At 66.4% G+C, this 16,012-nt stretch carries 13 protein-coding genes, 2 tRNA genes and 1 pseudogene; 7 read left to right on the top strand and 9 right to left on the bottom strand.

Features of this window, described 5'->3' with window-relative positions:
- Window positions 1-739: 739 nt before the first annotated feature.
- The 3 genes from FXF75_RS20180 to FXF75_RS20170 all read right to left on the bottom strand — a co-directional run bounded on the left by FXF75_RS20180 (window position 740) and on the right by FXF75_RS20170 (window position 2,345).
- Window positions 740-813 (bottom strand) — tRNA-Phe (locus tag FXF75_RS20180).
- Window positions 814-1,024: 211 nt separating this feature from the next.
- A complete protein-coding gene (locus tag FXF75_RS20175; protein WP_163523866.1) occupies window positions 1,025-1,567 on the bottom strand; it encodes a hypothetical protein in 543 nt (180 codons plus the stop codon).
- Between the two features lie 100 nt (window positions 1,568-1,667).
- Entirely contained in the window at window positions 1,668-2,345 is a 678-nt protein-coding gene (locus FXF75_RS20170; protein ID WP_163523865.1) for a hypothetical protein, read from the bottom strand.
- A gap of 228 nt (window positions 2,346-2,573) precedes the next feature.
- On the opposite strand from FXF75_RS20170, the pseudogene FXF75_RS20165 reads away from it, so the two are divergent.
- Together FXF75_RS20165 and FXF75_RS20160 are read left to right on the top strand one after the other, a co-directional pair.
- Window positions 2,574-3,532, top strand: a pseudogene (locus tag FXF75_RS20165) (ABC transporter ATP-binding protein).
- Window positions 3,529-4,350 carry an ABC transporter permease subunit gene (locus FXF75_RS20160; protein WP_163523864.1) on the top strand — a complete coding sequence of 274 codons (822 nt, stop codon included), beginning with the start codon at window positions 3,529-3,531 and terminating at the stop codon, window positions 4,348-4,350. Before FXF75_RS20165 ends, FXF75_RS20160 begins: the two are co-directional and overlap by 4 nt.
- Window positions 4,351-4,772: 422 nt before the next feature.
- Here FXF75_RS20160 and FXF75_RS20155 read toward each other — a convergent pair.
- Window positions 4,773-4,846, bottom strand: a tRNA-Val gene (locus FXF75_RS20155).
- Between the two features lie 92 nt (window positions 4,847-4,938).
- Between FXF75_RS20155 and FXF75_RS20150 the strand changes: the two genes are divergently transcribed.
- Together FXF75_RS20150 and FXF75_RS20145 are read left to right on the top strand one after the other, a co-directional pair.
- Window positions 4,939-5,208, top strand: a complete 270-nt coding sequence (locus FXF75_RS20150; RefSeq protein WP_163523863.1) for a hypothetical protein — start codon at window positions 4,939-4,941, stop codon at window positions 5,206-5,208.
- A gap of 183 nt (window positions 5,209-5,391) precedes the next feature.
- Complete coding sequence (locus FXF75_RS20145) at window positions 5,392-7,350, top strand: ABC transporter ATP-binding protein (RefSeq protein WP_163523862.1); 1,959 nt, start codon at window positions 5,392-5,394, stop codon at window positions 7,348-7,350.
- 39 nt (window positions 7,351-7,389) lie between these two features.
- Here FXF75_RS20145 and FXF75_RS20140 read toward each other — a convergent pair whose 3' ends face one another.
- The 3 genes from FXF75_RS20140 to FXF75_RS20130 all read right to left on the bottom strand — a co-directional run bounded on the left by FXF75_RS20140 (window position 7,390) and on the right by FXF75_RS20130 (window position 11,019).
- Window positions 7,390-8,325: a hypothetical protein gene (locus FXF75_RS20140; RefSeq protein WP_163523861.1), complete on the bottom strand. Its 936-nt coding sequence runs from the start codon at window positions 8,323-8,325 to the stop codon at window positions 7,390-7,392.
- A gap of 140 nt (window positions 8,326-8,465) precedes the next feature.
- On the bottom strand, window positions 8,466-9,428 hold the full coding sequence (gene otsB, locus FXF75_RS20135) for a trehalose-phosphatase (protein ID WP_163523860.1): 963 nt from the start codon (window positions 9,426-9,428) through the stop codon (window positions 8,466-8,468).
- Window positions 9,429-9,471: 43 nt separating this feature from the next.
- Complete coding sequence (locus FXF75_RS20130; RefSeq protein ID WP_163523859.1) at window positions 9,472-11,019, bottom strand: trehalose-6-phosphate synthase; 1,548 nt, start codon at window positions 11,017-11,019, stop codon at window positions 9,472-9,474.
- Between the two features lie 420 nt (window positions 11,020-11,439).
- Here FXF75_RS20130 and FXF75_RS20125 point away from each other — a divergent pair, with 420 nt between their 5' ends.
- Window positions 11,440-12,594, top strand: a complete 1,155-nt coding sequence (locus FXF75_RS20125; RefSeq protein WP_163523858.1) for an FAD-binding oxidoreductase — start codon at window positions 11,440-11,442, stop codon at window positions 12,592-12,594.
- 4 nt (window positions 12,595-12,598) lie between these two features.
- On the opposite strand, the gene FXF75_RS20120 is transcribed toward FXF75_RS20125, so the two are convergent.
- Entirely contained in the window at window positions 12,599-12,991 is a 393-nt protein-coding gene (locus FXF75_RS20120; RefSeq protein ID WP_163523857.1) for a hypothetical protein, read from the bottom strand.
- A 203-nt stretch (window positions 12,992-13,194) separates the two neighbouring features.
- On the opposite strand from FXF75_RS20120, the gene trpB reads away from it, so the two are divergent.
- Window positions 13,195-14,370, top strand: coding sequence for a tryptophan synthase subunit beta (trpB, locus tag FXF75_RS20115; RefSeq protein ID WP_163523856.1), 1,176 nt, complete (start codon window positions 13,195-13,197; stop codon window positions 14,368-14,370).
- Between the two features lie 25 nt (window positions 14,371-14,395).
- Here trpB and FXF75_RS20110 read toward each other — a convergent pair whose 3' ends face one another.
- Window positions 14,396-15,034: a helix-turn-helix domain-containing protein gene (locus FXF75_RS20110; protein WP_163523855.1), complete on the bottom strand. Its 639-nt coding sequence runs from the start codon at window positions 15,032-15,034 to the stop codon at window positions 14,396-14,398.
- Between the two features lie 495 nt (window positions 15,035-15,529).
- Between FXF75_RS20110 and FXF75_RS20105 the strand changes: the two genes are divergently transcribed.
- On the top strand, window positions 15,530-15,970 hold the full coding sequence (locus tag FXF75_RS20105) for a hypothetical protein (protein ID WP_163523628.1): 441 nt from the start codon (window positions 15,530-15,532) through the stop codon (window positions 15,968-15,970).
- Window positions 15,971-16,012 lie beyond the last annotated feature (42 nt).

Here is a 16,012-nt window from a genome sequence, read left to right as displayed (position 1 = left end):
CGTCCTCTAGTTCGTCCCAAATAGAGTCACGAGACGAGACAAAACGATACGAAACAGAACGAGACGAATCTACGTCGAAACCTATCGATACACGGAACCGTAACAAGTTCGTCAAGTTCCGAGAAGAAGGAACCGAAAAGCGAGGTGACACACCAATCGGCGAGTGCTGCCCGGTTTGTGACACCGAAGGGAACAAACTCTACCAGTACACCGCCGAAGACTCAGAGTTCGAGATTACGTACAAAGCCACGCTACGGAAAAAGACGGTTTCGACACCATCGGTCGTTGGCTGTAAGACGTGCGGTTCCCTCTGGGTCAAGTCGTCCGGAATATTGTCGAGTAGTTGGAAGAGCGTAGTAAAGAACAAAGCGTCCGGACCAGTTGAACGAACTTCATCGAGGAGTGACGAAGACCGGGACGAGTACCGGGGAATACACTAGAACTGGCGCGAAATGGAAGTAGGGCTTGCAGGGTTTGTCATCGATTGAATTGTAACGGAGAAGATTCAAATCTTCTCGGGATGCAGACTCACCGACGACAGCTCACTCGCTACGCTCGTTCGTGTTGTCGGCCGCAGGAATATGCCGCCTCCCGGATTTGAACCGAAATCAGAGGTTCCTGCTCGCTTCGCTGCGCGGGCTGGCTCTGATAGGGTTCGAATCCGTACCGGGTACACTTTCAGAACTCGACGAATCGCTCGGCGATAAAACGCCTCGCTGTTCGGTCGAGTTCAGAGAAGTGCCGCCTCCCGGATTTGAACCGGGGACAGCTCGATCTTCAGTCGAGTGCTCTCCCAGTCTGAGCTAAGGCGGCGCACTCGCAACGAGGCACATGAGAGAGAAAAGCGTTTCGAAACACCACGACGGAGGCGGGACAACGACTTTGTTCCGCGAGACCGTACCGCACAGACGACATGGGCGACCCGGCCTGCTATCTCGAGTTCTGTCCCGACTGCGACGCACAGGTGACCATCGCCGACGACGAGTGCCCCGACTGCGGGGCCGACATCGAGTGAGCGCGGGGGTCAGGCGACCTTCCGGCGCTCGGAGAAGCGCGTCGTCCCGCTGTCGGAGCGGACGACCGTGACGATGGTGACGTAGCCGTCGTTGGCCTTGATAGCCATCCCGCCCGAGAACCCCACGTTCACGCGCTTCGTGGAGGTGTGAGATTCGCCGGGGCCGAGAGTCCCGACGGTCTGGTTGCCCGACCAGAGCAGTTCGTCGTCCGCGTACATCTTCGTCGTGACGCGGACGTTCTCCCGGGGCGTCTCGCCGGTGTTGTCCAATCGGGCCGTCACGTCCCGACAGGTGCTGCCGCATTTCTCGACCGTCAGGATGGTGAACGCGTACTCGCGGTCGTCGGTCGTCCCGGTCGTCGTTCCCCCCGCGTTGCCGTCGTTCGGTTGGGTCCCAGTCGTCGTCGGTCCCGCTTCGGTGTCGGTCGTCTCCGCGGGCTGAGTCGTCCCGTCGCTCGGAGTCGCACCCGGAATCACACCGTCGGCGAACAGGACGCCTCCCCCGACGGTTCCGAGCAGGACGACGGCCGCGGCCAGCAGACGGCGGTTCACTCCATCACCCCGAAACTGGCGTGCCAGCGCATGGCCGTGGCGTTTCTCGTAGGGTGGTATAGGTTTGGTGGCCTCCGGCGAGTTCGACGTACCGCTGTCGCTACGAGTGGAGTTTCTCGTCCACTAGCCGCTTGACGTAGGGACTGACGTCGTGTTTCAGGACGTTCGCCCCCATAATCAACGTCCAACCGGCCAGACCGAGGAACACGAGGAGGAAGACGGCTACGACGAGAACGTTGTTGCCGGCCCAGAGACTCGTCCCGAATAGTTGGTCGAGCGACCACAGCAACGCGCTGAATACGAACCCGGCGGCACCGAGAGCCATCACCGCGTTCGCGTACTTCGTCCACCGACTCCCCGTCAGTCGTCGTTCGGTCTCGGTCTCGGCCGCCGCTCGCACCTCGGTCTCGGTGCGGAGGTCGAGTCGTTCGAGCGACCGCACGTCGTCTCCGTGCTCCGAGTACTCGTTCCCCCGAGCGCGAGCGGTCTCTATCAGGTCCTCTCGGTCGTACTGTTTCAGTTCGCGGATGCGTTCGATGGTGAGATACGCGTTCGAGAGGGCCTCTCGAAGCTCCTCGTCCGACGCGTCGTCGAACGCCAAATCGAGTTGTTTGTCCGGAACGTCGGCGAGGAGTTGGAAGTCGAGCGTGCCCGCCTGTAGCCGATTGCGGATTCGTTGCTGGTCTCGCCGTTTCTTGCTCTCGGTCAGCTCCTTGAAGTCGTTTCGGAGGCGTCGCCGCTGGGTCTTGGTGAGGAGCGACGCCGATTTCCGGGTCATGATACCGATATCATCTTTTTACGTTGTTATATCCACCGGTGACGGTGGTCTCGGAGAATCGTTGTACGCGAGTATCTCGTCGCTACAGTGGTGTATCGACCGGAGAGCGACCCCGGCAACGAGGAGAGCTACAACGCCGAAATTCCGGGTGTATCGGCCGCTGAAGCCGATACAGGGGCGAAAACGGACGCACCCCTTTATTGCGGTCATTCGGGTACCGAAGACCGGATGTCAGTGATAGAGACGAGAAATCTGACGAAGCGTTTCGGCGACGTAACCGCCGTCGACGGCCTGTCGTTCGAGGTCGAGGAGGGCGAAGTGTTCGGCTTCCTCGGTCCCAACGGTGCCGGAAAATCGACCACTATCAACGTACTACTCGGCTACATGTCCCCCTCGTCGGGCAGCGGAACAGTGCTGGGCCACGACGTGGAGACGGAGTCGCGCCAGCTCCGGGCGCGAACCGGCGTGTTGCCCGAGAACGTCGGGGTCTACGACCGGCTAACCGGGCGGGAACACGTCGCCTCCGCGGTTCGCATCAAAGACGCAGACGACGACCCGGAGGAGTTGCTCTCTCGGGTCGTCTCGACCCGAACGCGTGGGACCGCCGGGCGGGTGGGTACTCGACCGGGATGGCACAACGAATGGCGCTGGCGACTGCCCTCGCCGGTGACCCGGACCTGCTCGTCCTCGACGAACCCCAGTCGGGACTCGACCCCAACGGGATGCAGGAGATTCGAGACGTCGTCCTCGAAGAGGCGGCCGCCGGGACCACCGTCTTCTTCTCGTCGCACATCCTCCCCGAAGTCGAGGCTGTCAGCGACCGCGTCGGCGTGATGCGGGCGGGAGAGATGGCAGCGGTGGACAGCATCGATACCCTCAGAGAGCGATGGACGGACGACACGGTCGTGCGGGCGACAGTCGCCGAGCCACCGGTTCGACCCGAGGTACTCGCGGACCTCGACGGTGTCGAGGAGGCGGAGGTCGAAGGAGAACGCGTCACCGTCTCGTGCCGACGGGCGCGGGCGAAGGGGCGAGTGATAGCAGCACTCGAACGGGCCGGCGGCGTCGCCGACTTCGAGGTAGACGAAGGGAGCCTCGAAGACACGTTCACGGCGCTAACGGGAAGTGCGGACGCCGGTGAGAGGACGGCGACGTCGCGCCCCGAGGAAACGGAGGTGTCGGCGTGACCGACTTCGGTTCGGTGGTCAGCGTCGTCCGGCAGGACCTGTTGGACATCCGGCGCGGCCGACTGATGCAGGCGGTTCTCGGACTGTACGTTCTATTCGTGGGTATTCTCTTCGTCGGCGTCGGCCTTACCGAGGGCCAGACGGTCTACACGGCGATTCAGCTCACGGTGCTCGTCGGTCTCCTGTTCGTGCCGCTGGTGTCGCTACTCGCGAGTTACCTCACCATCGCGGGTGAGCGCGACTCCGGGACGATTCGGTTCCTCCTCGGGTACCCGCTCGAACGGAGCGATGTACTACTCGGTAAGTACACCTCGCGGTTGGGGCTGGTCTCGGCGGCCGTCGGACTCGCCTTCCTCCTCGCCGGAGCGGTGTCGACGCAGATGTTCGACCGGCCGAGACTCGACGCGGTTGCGACGTTCGGTGGTCTCACGCTCCTGTTCGCGGGGTCGTACGTCGGTATCGGTGTCGCCGTCTCCGCCGCGAGCGACAGTCGAAGGCGAGCGATGACCAACACCGTCGTGATGTACTCCGTGTTCACGCTCCTGTGGTCGCGCGTTTCGCCCATCACCGTCCCACAGGTTATCGGTGGCGCGGCGGACCTGTTGCTGGGGGTCCAACTCTCCGGCGGCGTCTGGCAGGTCTTCACCACGTTGAGTCCCGCCGAGGCGTACTTCCGGTCGCTCCGGCTCCTCCCCGGCGGAGCGTTCGAGACGAGCGAGTCGGTCAGCACCGTCACCGTGGTCGGCGTGCTGCTCACTTGGATTGTCGTCCCACCGGCCCTCGGCTACCTCTCGTTCGTCCGTGCCGAAATCGACTGACTGAACCGGTCGCCGACTGGAGCTTCGGCCCTCCGCTACGGTCTCCCGGGTCTCTCAGTCCGCCCGTTTTGTCATCGACACGTTCTCCCGGTCGTAACCGCAGAAAGGAGTTACCGACACGTTCGCCCGACGCGACCCGTGGTCGTCGGAGGACACCTCGGTGCAACTCTCGGTCCACCGGGATGGGAGAAGAGGGCCGACGCTGACCGTCTCGGAAGCCGAGGGACCAGCGATTCGAGTTGGGCGAACCGACTGCCGCCGCACGACGACGAACGGGCGTCACCTCGCTGGTCGCGGTACACCGTCAGAAGTGGGTCCGGGTGGATTCGAACCGGAGAAAGACTCGCTCCGCTCGTCTTTCGGGCTTCGAATCGCCCTCCGTCACAGATTCGACTGCTCACTTCGTTCGCGGATAAAATCGATGGGTCCGGGCGGATTCGAACCACCGGCCTCAGCCTTGTAAAGGCCGCGTCATAACCAACTAGACCACGGACCCGATATCGGGACAAAACCGCTCGCCGGAAATAACTGTTACCTTCTCGGTCGCGTTTCGTAAACCACTACCACGGCCGCCGACTACCCTCGGCCATGGACGAACGCGTCGAGGCGCTCACCGAACAGGAGGGCTGGCAGGCCGAGGGGTTCGCGGCCCGCGTCCACTACAAGGGCGGCGACGACTACTACAGCATCGAGTTCTACGCGCCGAGCGAGTGCGTGGTCTACTGGAAGGTGAAGGGAGACGGCGAGACCGCGGTCCCGGTCGGCCGCGACACCGTGCCCGGTCCGCTGCGGGACCGCATCCGACAGGACTTGGCTCAGGCCGACGTGGACCCCGAGATAGAGTCCCAGTCGCTGTAGTTCGGGACGGGCGTCGAACGCTCGGCGACTCTCGCGTGTTCTGCCACTCGTTCACAGACTACCGATACGCATAAGGTCAGTCTATTCGTCATTTCGAAGCCCGATGAGAACGCTCGAAGCCACGCCCCCGGTGTTTCGATTCGAAGGAAAGTTTTTCAACGGCCGAACCTTTTCACAGTGGTAATGAGTTTCACAGACGACGAAGACGACCCGTTCGAGGAACAACGGGAGCAGGCCGAGAACCCCATGAAACGGCTGTTCCTCGAATACGGGTCGGAGAACGCCTTCGCGTTCGTCACGGGCGTCGTGGCGAGCATCTTCGCGCGGGTGCTGAACCTGCTCCCGCCTGTAATCCTCGGCGTCGCCATCGACTCGTTGTTCGGCCAACAGTCCAACCAGATTCCGTACGCGGACGCGCTGGCGGGGCAACTCCCGTTCGTATCGAGCGGGTTGGTAGCGGCTATTACACCGACGGGACGGACCGGCCAGTTCTGGTTCTCGGTCGGCGTCGTCGCGGCCGCCTTCGGCGTCGGTGCGGCGTTCCACTGGGCGCGAAACTGGGGGTGGAACTCCTTCGCACAGAACATCCAGCACAACATACGGACCGACACGTACGACAAGATGCAGCGGCTGAACATGGACTTCTTCGCCGACAAGCAGACCGGCGAGATGATGTCCATCCTGTCGAACGACGTGAACCGACTGGAGCGGTTCCTCAACGACGGGATGAACTCGGCGTTCCGACTGGGCGTGATGGTGCTCGCCATCGCAGCATTCCTCTTCGCCATCAACTGGCAGCTAGCACTCGTGGCGATGGTGCCTGTGCCGCTCATCGCTATCTTCACCTACAAGTTCATCCAGATTATCCAGCCGAAGTACGCCGACGTCCGGACCGCGGTGGGCAACGTCAACTCCCGACTGGAGAACAACCTCAGCGGGATTCAGGTCATCAAGACGAGTAACACCGAGAGCTACGAGTCCGACCGGGTCGAGGACGTGTCGAACGACTACTTCGACTCGAACTGGGGCGCTATCGTCACCCGCATCAAGTTCTTCCCCTCGCTCCAGATTCTGTCCGGACTCGGGTTCGCACTCACCTTCGTCGTCGGCGGTCTCTGGGTGTTCAACGGCGAGGGACCGTGGTTCTTCACCGGAACCCTCAGACCCGGCGAGTTCGTCACGTTCATCCTGTTCACCCAGCGGTTCATCTGGCCGATGGCGCAGTTCGGCTCCATCATCAACATGTACCAACGCGCGTACGCGTCGAGTTCCCGCATCTTCGGGTTGATGGACGAACCGAGTCGAATCCGGGAGGACCCCGACGCGGAGGACCTCGTGGTCGAGGACGGCGAGGTCGTCTACGACGACGTGACCTTCGGCTACGACGAGGACGAGACCATCGTGAACGACGTCAGCTTCGAAGTCGATGGCGGCGACACCCTCGCGCTGGTGGGACCGACGGGCGCGGGCAAGTCCACCGTCCTTAAACTCCTGCTCCGGATGTACGACGTGGACGAGGGTGCCATCCGCATCGACGGCACCGACCTGCGGGACGTGAGTCTGCCGAGCCTCCGCCAGAACATCGGCTACGTCAGTCAGGACACGTTCATGTTCTACGGGACGGTCGAGGAGAACATCGCCTACGGCACCTTCGACGTGGACCACGAGGACATCGTGGAGGCCGCGAAGGCCGCGGAGGCCCACGAGTTCATCCAAAACCTGCCGGACGGCTACGAGACCGAAGTCGGCGAGCGCGGCGTGAAACTCTCGGGCGGCCAGCGCCAGCGCATCTCCATCGCCCGCGCGGTGCTGAAGGACCCCGAAATCCTCGTGCTGGACGAGGCGACCAGCGACGTGGACACCGAGACCGAGATGCTCATCCAGCGGAGTCTGGACGAACTCACCGAGGACCGGACCACGTTCGCCATCGCCCACCGCCTCTCGACCATCAAGGACGCCGAGAAAATCGTGGTCCTCGAAGGCGGCGAAATCGTGGAGCGCGGAACCCACGGCGAGCTGCTCGACGAGGACGGTCTCTACGCGCACCTCTGGGGCGTGCAGGCCGGGGAAATCGACGAGTTACCCGAGGAGTTCATCGAGCGCGCGGCCCGACGAACCGCCAGAACGGACGCGGGCGACTGATACCCGCAGTACCGAACCGACCGCTCGCGGTCGTCCCGATTACCGTCGCCGGTACTTCCCGCCGCCTTTCTCTATCTGGAAGTCGCGCTGTCTGTCGAGTTGCCTGTCGAACCGTCGCTCGTACTCCCGCGTGGCGCGCTCGCGGTCGGCCCGACGGCCGGAAGTCCGCCGACGCTGACGCGGAGGGTCGCCCTGCGGGCCGGGTTGGCCACTCCGACCGGTCGGACCGGTCTCGCCGCCGCGGCTCGGGTCCCACCGCCCGCCGTACTTCGGCGGCCCGGACTCCGATTCGGTCCCCGCCCCGCTCTCGCCGCGCTCCGACGAACCCCGAGCTTGCTCGCCTCGCTCGGCCCGGTCCGTCGGTGCCGGTTCGGACGGTTTCTTCGGCGGTTGCGTTCGCTTCGGCGTCACGTCGGGCGCGGACCGGCGACCCTCGCCCGGCGTCGAATCGGGTCGCGCCGGAACGTCTCGACCGCCGGTCGGTCCCGGGCCGCTCTCTGCACCCTGACCGCCGGGTCGCTCCGGGGGACCGGTCGGTTCGCGGCCACCGGCCCGCTCACTGGAAAGCGGTTCGCCGGACGGTGGTTTACCGGAAGGCGATTCGCCCGAGGGAGGTTTGCCGGGGGACGGTTCCCCCGGAGTCGGTCCCTGAGTACCCTCGGTCGGGGCACCACCGCTCGGCGGTCGAGCGCCGTACCGTCGCTGCTGGGAGTTCGGCCGGTCGGTCTGGTTCCCGTGGCGTGGGTCAGGTCCGCCGGGACCTGTCGGCGGCGGGGACTCGCCGCCCGGCGCGTCGCCACGTCGGCGGGAGTCCGCGTCTCGCCCCCCGTTACTGTAGGTCCGCACGTTCTCCTCGTCGTCTCCGTCTCCGCGAGACGGGTCGGTCGTTCCCGGTCCGAAGCGGTCCGGGGAGTCGGCCGACTCGGCGCGGTCCTCGCGCTGCTCGTCGTCGGTGTCGCCGTCGTCAGTAGCCATGGTTCCGTACTGGAGTTGTCCGATTCGGCGAATAAACCGGAGCGACCGTTCACATCGTTCGCGGCGGCGACGGCCGATTCAACGCGGCATTACGCCGACGGCAGGGTGACTCCCGGCCGAATTGCTCGGACCGCGGCAGGTCACGACGGCCCGCCGGAGACGTCGCGGTGGTCGGTCCCGACGAACTCGACGCCGTACTCGTGCAACCACTCCAGTATCGTGCGGACGGCCTCCGAGTCGGCGACGCGATACGGGGCCTCGGTGTCGGGGTCGTCGCCCACCTTGACGCCGAGACCACGGTCGCCGACGTGGAGGAAGGCCGCCTCGTCGGTCGTGTCGTCGCCGACGTAGACCGGAAGCCAGCGCTCGTCGTCGGGGACGAGTTCCTCCCGGAGTTCACGGACCGCCTCGCCCTTGTCCCACTCGACCGCGGGCCGGAGTTCCAGTACGTCCTTGCCGGTGGTCAGGCGCACGTCGTCGCGGGCGGCGACCAGCGTCTCGACCGCGTCCACGACCGCGGGCACCTCGTCGTCGTCCACGAGTCGATGGTGGACGGTGGCGGTCACGCCCTTGTTCTCCACGATGACGCCCTCGACGTGGGCGAGTTCGTCGGTCAGCAGGTCGCAGAGTTCGGCGATGTCCTCCTCGGCCGCGCTCGCGGTCGGGTGGACGGTGTACTCGTCGGCGTGGATTTCCAGACCGTGGTTCCCGGCGTAGGAGATGTCGGGGACGCCGACGCGCTCGCGCACGTCGGCCAGTTCCCGGCCGCTGACGACCGCGACCTCGACGTTCGGTTCGTGGGCTAGCGACGCCACGGCCTCGCGTGTCGGGTCCGGAATCGTCGCCTCCTCCGGGCGGTTCTCGATGGCGGCGAGGGTGCCGTCGAAGTCGAGCGCGACGAGCAGACCGTCGTGGTCCGCGAGTTCCTCGACGACGACGTAGAGGTTCTCGCGGAGTCGCGCCGGAATCTCGGCGTCCGCATCGTCCGGGCCGTCGGCGTTGGGGTCGTCGGCGTCGTCGTCCGAAGCTACTTCGTCGCCGGTACTGTCGTCCGGGGCGGTGCCGCCGTCGCGGTCGTGGTCTGGGTCGGTGGGGTCTGCCATCGGTGGATGCGGATGTCGTGCGAGCGTCGAGTCGTCGCCCGCGTCAGTCGTCGGTCGGACTCGGTCTGCTCTGCCGGAGCGAGCGCCGGCCGCGTTCGACGGCGGCGGCGGTCTCGAAGGTGGATTCGAGCCACTCGTAGACGTCCTTGGCGTGGACCTCGCGCTGGAGGTCCGCGATTCGCGTGCGGCGCTCGGCCAGCGACAGCGAGAGCGCCTCGGCGATGCCGTCGGCGAAGCCCGGCGTGTCGTAGGGGTGGACGAGGACGGCCTCGTCGCCCAACTGGTCGGTCGCGCCCGCGAGTTCGCTCAGCACGAGGACGCCGGGGTCGCGGGTCTGGGCCGCGACGTACTCCTTTGCGACGAGGTTCATCCCGTCGCGGACCGGCGTCACGAGACCGAGGTCGGCCTCGCGGTAGAGCGCGGCGATGGCCGCCTCGGGGAGGTGGTCGGTCGTGTATATCACCGGCGTCCAGTCGTCGGTGCCGAACCGGTCGTTGATGCGCTCGATTTCGGCGGCCACGCGGTCCTGCAGTCGGTCGTAGGCCTCGATGCCCGACCTGCTCTCGGTCCCCTTCTGGACGTAGGTGAACTCGCCGCGCCGCTCGGGGTTGTCGGCCCAGAAGCGTTCGAGCGCGGCGAGGCGCTGCTCGATGCCCTTGGTGTAGTCGAGGCGCTCGACGCCCACCGCGAGGGTGTCGCTCGGGTCGATACCGTGGGCGTCGCGGAACTCGGCCCACCACTCGTCGGCCTCGTCGGACTCGGCGAGGTCTGCCTGCCTGCTGGCGTCGATGCCGAGCGGGAACGACCGCACGAAGGTCCGGTGGCCGCGGTACGAGACGCTACCGCTGGCCCGGTCCACGCGGGCGTCGGTCGCGGCCTCCACGCAGTCGAGGAAGTTCCGGCAGTAGTCCTCGGTGTGAAAGCCCACGAGGTCGTTGGCGAGCAGTCCGTCGAGCAGTTGCTCGTACTGCGGGCACGCCCGGAACACGTCCCGAGACGGCCACGGGATGTGCCAGAAGTGCGCGAGGAAGGCGTCGGGCCGGGCGTCCCGGACCCGCCGCGGGGCCAGCGCGAGGTGGTAGTCCTGAAACCAGACTACGGGGTCGCTTCCCGCGCCGTCCGTCGAGTCGAGAATCGCGTCGGCGAAGTCGGCGTTGGTCTCGCGGTACTCGCGCCAGAACTCCTCGCGAGGGTTCATCTTCGCGGTGTCGAGGTGACACAGCGGCCAGAGCACTTGATTGCTGTATCCGCGGTAGTAGCCCTCGACCTGCTCGTCTGTCAGCCAGACGCGTGCGAGGTCGTACGCGGGGTCCTCGGGCGGGACAGCCACGGTGTCGTCCGGGCCGACGACCTCTCGGTCGGCGTCGCCGTCGCCCCACGCAACCCACGTCCCCTCGGCGGCCTGCATCACGGGGTCCAGCGCCGCGGTGAGACCGCCCGCCGGGCGGTCCACGCTGACGGCGTCCCCGTCCTCGTAGTAGTGGCTGTACGGTTGGCGGTTCGATGCCACGACGAGTTCGCGGTCCTCGCAGAGGTCGGCGACTGTCTCGGCGGCCGATTCGATTGTCGCCCCTGTCGTGTTCGTTGTCATCCTGAAAGTGTGTCTCCCGTCTCCCTCGGCGGACGAGCGTCCGCCGTCGGCGCGTTCTGCTACCCGAGAATTGCCGATACGCCCTGATAATGTAGTCGTCCGTTCAGGTCCGTTCACGAACGTTCCGCCCCGGGAAGGACGGCCTACTTTGGTTGCAACGGTCGCCGACTCAGTTCAGGACGGGTTTTCGGTCGATTAACACGCGATTACCATCGAAGCGACGCCTTCGTTCGGGAGACAGCGACGGTCGGCGGAAGACGTGAGAGTCGGCGGAGCGGGGTCGCCGTCGAAGCGGCCGCTCGCTTCTCCGACGCGGCGAACGTTCCCGGTGCAACGGAACCGAACGGAGGACGGGACAGCGCGCTCCGGAGAGCCTGAAACGGGGTAACGATTAACTCGCGTGCGGCCCTCCGGGGAGGTATGAACGTCGCCATCGTCGGAGGCGGTATCGTCGGACTCGCCAGCGCCCACTACCTCGCCGAGCGCGGGGCCGACGTAACCGTCTACGAGAAGGGGTCGCTCGGGAACGGCAGCACCGAGCGCTCCGTCGGCGGCATCCGCGCCCAGTTCTCGACGCCCGTCAACGTCGAGTTGTCGCTGGCGAGCATGGCGGTTTGGGAGGCGTTCGAGGAGACGTTCGGTACGGACATCGCCTACCGGCGGTCGGGGTACCTCTTCGCGGCGCGCGAGGCGGACACGGCCCGCGCGTTCGAGGAGCAAGTCGCCATGCAGAACGACCTCGGGGTGCCAAGCGAGTTGCTCGACCCCGAGGAGACCGCCGAGTACTGCCCCGGTCTCCGCACCGACGAGTTCGTCGCCGCGACCTACTCGCCGACCGACGGGTTCGCCGACCCGCACCTCGCGCTACAGGGGTTCGCCGCCGCGGCCCGCGACGCCGGGGCCGAGATTCGGACCGACACCGTCGTGACCGATATTCACCGCGAGAGCGACGGCGTGACCGGTCTCACCGTCGAGGGGCACGAGCGCCGCGAGACCGACTTCGTGGTCAACGCCGCCGGACCGTGGGCGCGGCGGGTCGCCGCGATGGCCGACGTGGAGATTCCGGTCGCGCCCAAGCGCCGCCAGATTCTCGTCGTCGAACCCGAGACGCCGGTCCCCGAGGACGTGCCCCTGACAATCGACCTCGACAGGGGGTCGCACTTCCGACCCGAGCGCGACGGCGCGGCGCTCGTCGGGGGGCACTTCGAGGGTGTCTCGGACCCCGACGCCGACCCGGACGGCTTCGACCGGAAGACGGACCTCGACTGGGCCGTCGAGGCCATCGAGCGCGCCGGCGACTGCGCGACGTACTTCGGTCCCGACTCCGAGATTCGCCGGGGGTGGGCCGGACTCTACGCCGTCACGCCCGACCATCACCCGATACTCGAAGAGACCGTCCCGGGGTTCGTGCAGGCCGTGGGCTTCTCGGGCCACGGCTTCCAGCACGCGCCCGCGACGGGGCAGATAGTCGCCGAGTTGGTGTTCGACGGCGAGGCGTCGCTGGTGGACGTCTCGGCGCTGGGGAGCGAGCGGTTCGAGTCGGGAGAGTTGGTCGAGGAGCGCAACGTGGCGTAACCCGTCAGTCCAGCACGACGAACTGGACGTTGACCACGGTCCCGTCGTGGCGAACGTAGTGGCCCCATCGGTGCTCGGCCGAACTCGATTGGTTCAGGGTGTACGTCGGCAACGCGGCCACATCGTCCTTCGTTCGCTCCACGTCCGCCTCCGGAACCGTGACGACGGAGTCCGACCCGTTCGCGGCGGCCCTGCGAACCGCCCGCCGGAGGTACTCGTTCGCCTCGACTCGCGGGTCGTCGGACGCGAGGACGGTCGCGTTCGGCGGCGCTTCCTCGACCACGACCGCGTGGAACTCCCCCTCGCCTCCGGCGGGGGAACTGCCGACCGACCCCGCGCATCCGGCAGTGACGAGCAGGAACGTGAGGGCAAGTAGCGAACTGAGACGCCGGTTCATGCGGTCGGCTTCCCGCGTGGCGGATGTATGTTTTCTGCTCGACGTTTCTCGCATCGCGGAGCGCGAGACCCGGACCGCAACCGCTGCACGAGCGTCCGAATAGTCCGCGGGCCGAACCTCCTCTAAACTGATGGGACCGGAAAGGAGCGTCTCAGACGCGAGTGCGCTGAAGATTTATGTAACTCGGTGAGAATTCAGGATTCATGCCAGACGAAGACACGCAGACCGGGAACTTCGAGGGGTTCGGCGGGCGACACGTCCCCGAACCGCTCGAAGAACCGCTCGAACAGTTGTCGCGGGCGTTCGACGAGATTCACGACACCGACCGATTCCGTCGGCGGTTCCGGAACTACCTCGAAGACTTCGCGGGGCGACCGACGCCGCTCTTCCACGCCGAGCGCCCGTCCGAGGAGTTCGGCGCGCAGATTTACCTCAAGCGCGAGGACCTTCTCCACGGCGGCGCGCACAAGATAAACAACTGCCTCGGACAGGCCATCCTCGCGGAGGAGGCCGGGAAGAACCGACTCATCGCCGAAACCGGGGCCGGCCAGCACGGGGTCGCCACCGCGATGGTCGGCGCGCTGCTGGGCATCGAGACCGAGATTTACATGGGGAAGAAGGACGCCGAGCGCCAGCAGATGAACGTCTTCCGGATGCGCCTGCTGGGCGCGGAGGTCAACGAGGTCACTCGCGGCGGGTCGGGTCTCGCCGACGCGGTGGACGCCGCGCTCGAAGACTTCGCCGGGAACGTCGCGGACACTCACTACCTCGTCGGGTCCGCGGTCGGGCCGGACCCCTTCCCGCGGATGGTCAGGGAGTTCCAGTCGGTCATCGGCCGCGAGGCCCGCGACCAGATTCGGGAGAAAGCGGGGCGACTCCCCGACGCCGCGGTCGCCTGCGTCGGCGGCGGGTCGAACGCCATCGGCCTGTTCCACGCCTTCCGGGACGACGACAGCGTGGAGTTCTACGGCGCGGAGGGCGGCGGCGAGGGCGAGGGGTCGGGCAAGCACGCCGCGCCCCTGTCGGAGGGCGAGGACGGCGTGATGCACGGAATGAAGACTCGCACGCTCGACGAGGACACCGAAGTCCACTCGGTGTCCGCCGGACTGGACTACCCCGCGGTCGGCCCGGAACACGCCATGTTCCGCGCGGTCGGCCGGTGTGACTACCGCGCCGTCGAAGACGACGCGGCCCTCGACGCGTTCCGGACGCTCTCGGAACTGGAGGGCATCATCCCCGCGCTGGAGTCCAGCCACGCGATAGCGCTGGCGCGAGAACTCGCCGCCGACATGGACGAGGACGACGTGATTCTGGTGAACCTGAGCGGTCGGGGCGACAAGGACATGGCGCAGGCCGCCGAGATGTTCGACCTCGGGTAGTCGTTCCCATCGGAGGACGTTTCCGTCAGTCCGCAATCGCCGAAGCCTCGGACTCGGTGTCGGTCTCCTCGTCGCCGGTCTCCTCGTCCCCGCGAAGCACCCCGCGAACCTCCGGCGAGAGTCGGTTCACGACCGCCCGACCCTCTCGCTCGCGCTCGACCAGTCCGGCGTCTTCGAGGCGAGAGAGGTGGTGGGAGACCGTGCTGGGGTCGCGGTCGAGTTCGTCGGCGAGGCGGCCGCCGTGGGAGTCCCCGAGGCGACCGAGCGCGCGGAGGACCGGCGCGGTCCCCTCGTCCTCCAGCGCCGCGACCAGTTCCGCGTCCTCGGCGCGGCCCGGGTAGAACCGGCGCTTGCCGCGGACCTTGACGGTCGTAACCAGCCCCTCGTCTTCGAGAACGTCGAGGTGATGACGGGCGGTCGAGACCGGCACGTCGGCCGACTCGCAGACCGCCGACAGGTACGCGCCGGGCGAGCGCTCGATGGTCTCGTAGAGCGCCTCGCGGCCCTCGTGGTCAAGCGGGTCCGAGTCGTCCCAACGGCTGTACCTGAACGGGGCGAGCAAGCGCCAGAGACGGTCGAATCGGCTTCGCAGTCTCCGGCGAATCCCCGCGGTCGGGGCGACGACAGCCGACGACGCCGAAGCGAGTCCCGCGTTCCCGGCCACCGCGAGTCCGTCCGCGAGGTGCGGGAGTAGCGCGGCCGCGGTTAGCGTCCCGACGCCGACGAGCGGTTGGGAACCGGTTCTGGGTCTCTCGCCGTTCGTGGGTCCGCCGCTCCCGGCCGACGCGCTCGCAGTGACCGCCGGAGCGTCTCTGACGGTGGTGACCGTCGCTTCGCTCGCCGGGGTCGTTCCGTCGCCGTCCCGGTCAGACGGCGCGTCGGGGGACGATGACCCGGTCGTCGCATCGCTGGCCGTCTCTTCCTCGTCGAGCGAATCCCCGGCGGTATCGACCAGCGACGACGAGGAGGAGAGTAGGAGGCGGGTCGAAGTTTCAACAGTCGAGACGGAACTCGTGTCGGTCGCGCGTCCGAGGCGGTCACGAGGACGTCGCGAGTGTCGTTCGTCACGCGGTCGGTCGCGGTCAGCACCTCGTCGGTCCGATTCGGTACCGCGCCGGTCGCGTTCGTCGGGTCGTCGGTCACGTTCGTCACCGCTCCGTTGGCAGTCGTCGGACCGTCGGTCTCAGCCGTCGCGTCCGCGACCTCACCGGTCGCGTTCGTCACTGCCCCGGATTCGTTCGGGACCTCGACGGTCGTCGCGTCGGTTGGCGGTCGGTCCGTCGCGGTCTCTGTCGTCGTCGGCGTGGTCTCTGTCGTCGTTGTCGTCGTTGTCATCGTTGTCGTCGTTGTCGTCGTTGTCGTCGGGACCACCTCGGTCGTGGTGGGAAGAACCGACGTGGTGAGGAGTTCCGTCGTAGTGAGTGGCCCTGAAGCCGCCGCTTGGCCGGTCACACCGTCGGTATCTACCCCGAGACCGAGAGTCGGAAGTCCGGCGACCGAGAGGACGGCGAGAGCGACGAGTGCGATTCGGACGGTCCGTCGGACCATGCAGTTCGATGTGTCGTCGTTCGGGTCGCGGGTTAAAAATACGCTCGATTAACGTAACCCATTTAATCCGAGTGCCGGTTGAGATACCACCCTT

This window comes from Halorussus sp. MSC15.2 (assembly GCF_010747475.1).
Classification (GTDB): domain Archaea; phylum Halobacteriota; class Halobacteria; order Halobacteriales; family Haladaptataceae; genus Halorussus.
Note: the sequence above shows the minus strand (reverse complement) of the source record. Positions and strands in the feature narration are given on the sequence as shown.